Raw genomic sequence first — 2,086 nt, 5'->3', positions numbered from 1 at the left:
AAGGAGGTGCTTCTGCGGGAGATACACCACAGGGTCAAGAACAACCTCCAGATAATATCAAGCCTCCTCTCACTTCAGTCAGCCTACACAGATAACCCTGCAATCCTGAATATCCTCAGGGAGAGTCAGGGGCGAATAAAGGCCATGGCAATGATACATGAACACCTTTACCAGTCAGAGTCACTTGGGAGGGTCAATTTCAGGGAATATGTGGAGAAACTGGTTGGAGACATAATCATATCCCATGATGCAAGTGTCAGGAAGGATCTTGAGATTGAGGATGTGGAGGTTGGACTGGACACCGCCATACCCCTTGGGCTCATAATCAATGAACTTGTAACCAACAGCATCAAGTATGCATTTCCTGATGGAGTAGGCACAATAAAAGTGAGAATTAGGGGTTTGGACGATTCAATAGAACTGGTGGTGGCAGATGATGGTGTGGGTCTTCCAGAGGATATCGACCCCTCAAGTACCGATACACTCGGACTTAAACTTGTGACTATCCTCACCAAACAGCTGAACGGGAAGCTGACACTGGATGTGAATGGGGGTACGAAATTCAGCATGGTTTTCAGGATCAGGGATAAATAGGTTCACCACTTCAGCCATATGTTCGTAATAGTGACGTTTAACGAAGATAATCAGTGTCTTCTGTGATGAAAATGAAATCCCCTGAAAGGCTCCAGATGTGTCAGGTGATGAATACTGCCAGCAAATAAAGAACATGCCAATCAATACCCTGAGATTGGGGTGGGCATCCGGGTGCTTGAGGCTCCATTAAAAAAGTTCATTTTAGCCTCTTATCTGAATAAGAGTATTTATCCCCAAGGAACCTTAAAATGGATTCTGAATAGAATTCAAAGTCATGAAGTCTTTTATTGAGGATCTCTGTTATGATTGATGGGTCAACATCTGTGTACATGTGGACGAGGATATTTCTAAGACCCGCGGCTTCAGAGAACCTTTCTGCAAAATCAGATGGGAGTATGCCATGTTTTTCAAGAATTTCTATAATGTCCCTGTAGGTTTCTGGCTTCTCAAGGTCCTCCATTGAGATCACCATCTCTCCTATATCAAGGGCTGATTCGATTGCAAGCTGGAGATTTCTTTCTATGGCGGATCGCAGGATATAATCATCCCTGAGTTCCCTCTCTGTTACTCTGTGCTCCCTGAGGATCAACATAGGAGGTCAGGGTTTTTATTCGCTCAATTATTCTCTCCGTTTCATTCATTTTTCAATCTCTCCTTTTCAGGTAATTCCTGATCCATCTCCTGTCGTAGTATCTCCTGTCAAGGTAATCGGAGAGTACCCGCTGTTCGAAGTCCACCTTGAGGTGAGGGTTTTCGATGAGTGGTTTTCGTGCCTTTATTATCTCATAATTAAGCCGGGGCGGTGCATCGTTCATTATCACAAGGTCTATCCTGTCGGAGCCAAGAATGGATGTGAGTTCTGATATCATCCTCAGTTTCAGCCTAGCCCTTGCGGTCCTGTCAAGTTTATCGTCGAGTAGCACCCCTATGTCTATGTTACTGAGGGGCCCTTCCTTCTCATCTGCAACCGAGCCAAAGAGGTATGCCAGACTGACCTCATCCTTATCCTTGAAGTAATTTCCAAGTTTTTTCTGGAGTTCTCTCATGACGCTTCATATTATGTCATGTTTCATTTAATAATCTTTCAGTGGGCGCGTATTCAGCGGGAAATGAGGGTATATGTATCATCTGAGGTATATGTGCTGATGAATCTGGAGGTTTTTCGGAGGGTTTTATCCTCTTGTCAGAGGTGCACAAAACAGCAGCCATGGAAAAGAATATAATCACCTCCCCCTATAAGTAGGAAATGGAAATCTCTTTCAAGTGATATCATGGCCTACCTCATATGCGAGAAATGTAACCACTACTGGCAGATCAAAAGCGAGGAGGAATTCTGGGTATTCCACATGTGCGATGAGTGCGGTTCACCACTCCTCTACGTTAAAAACTTCAATGAATACCGTAAAATCACCAAAAATTTTCCTGAATCCAGCAGGAAAACCCACACACAGAGGAAGGCCGATAACTACTGGAGGCTCTGGATGGGAGGGCG

3 protein-coding genes and 1 pseudogene are annotated in these 2,086 nt (G+C 44.4%); 2 read left to right on the top strand and 2 right to left on the bottom strand.

The window, feature by feature from the left end:
- Positions 1-594 (top strand): sensor histidine kinase (locus tag ACPLJI_RS08995; protein WP_424741277.1); only part of this gene is annotated, 594 nt, incomplete at its 5' end.
- A gap of 196 nt (positions 595-790) precedes the next feature.
- Here the strand turns inward: ACPLJI_RS08995 and hepT are convergent.
- Positions 791-1,186 (bottom strand): type VII toxin-antitoxin system HepT family RNase toxin, encoded by a 396-nt coding sequence (hepT, locus tag ACPLJI_RS08990; protein ID WP_424730804.1) that lies wholly within the window; start codon positions 1,184-1,186, stop codon positions 791-793.
- A 52-nt stretch (positions 1,187-1,238) separates the two neighbouring features.
- Positions 1,239-1,640 carry a type VII toxin-antitoxin system MntA family adenylyltransferase antitoxin gene (gene mntA, locus ACPLJI_RS08985; RefSeq protein WP_424730805.1) on the bottom strand — a complete coding sequence of 134 codons (402 nt, stop codon included), beginning with the start codon at positions 1,638-1,640 and terminating at the stop codon, positions 1,239-1,241.
- A 225-nt stretch (positions 1,641-1,865) separates the two neighbouring features.
- On the opposite strand from mntA, the pseudogene ACPLJI_RS08980 reads away from it, so the two are divergent.
- Positions 1,866-2,086: pseudogene (locus ACPLJI_RS08980) on the top strand (NERD domain-containing protein); the annotation flags it as partial.

Source organism: Methanothermobacter sp. (assembly GCF_049720995.1).
Classification (GTDB): domain Archaea; phylum Methanobacteriota; class Methanobacteria; order Methanobacteriales; family Methanothermobacteraceae; genus Methanothermobacter.
The sequence above is the reverse complement of the archived record's forward strand: the minus strand, read 5'-3'. Positions and strand labels throughout refer to the sequence as shown.